Here is a 281-nt window from a genome sequence, read left to right as displayed (position 1 = left end):
CAGCCTTGCCCTGAGCCTGCTCGTCGGTCTTCAGCTTGGTCTTGTCCTGAGCCTGCTGGTCGGTGGTGGTGCCGGCCTTGCCCTGCGCCTGCTCGTCGGTCTTCAGCTTGGTCTTGTCCTGAGCCTGCTGGTCGGTGGTGCCGGCTTTGCCCTGCGCCTGCTCGTCGGTCTTCAGCTTGGTCTTGTCCTGAGCCTGTTGGTCGGTGGAGGTGCCGGCCTTGCCCTGCGCCTGCTCGTCGGTCTTCAGCTTGGCTTTGCCCTGGGCCTGCTCGCCCATCTTG

The 281-nt window shown here is 65.5% G+C and carries 1 pseudogene; it reads right to left on the bottom strand.

From position 1 onward, the window contains the following. Nucleotides 1-281 (bottom strand): annotated as a pseudogene (locus X735_RS135815) (hypothetical protein); the annotation flags it as partial.

The organism is Mesorhizobium sp. L2C084A000, from assembly GCF_000502875.1.
Classification (GTDB): Bacteria; Pseudomonadota; Alphaproteobacteria; order Rhizobiales; family Rhizobiaceae; genus Mesorhizobium.
The sequence above is the reverse complement of the archived record's forward strand: the minus strand, read 5'-3'. Positions and strand labels throughout refer to the sequence as shown.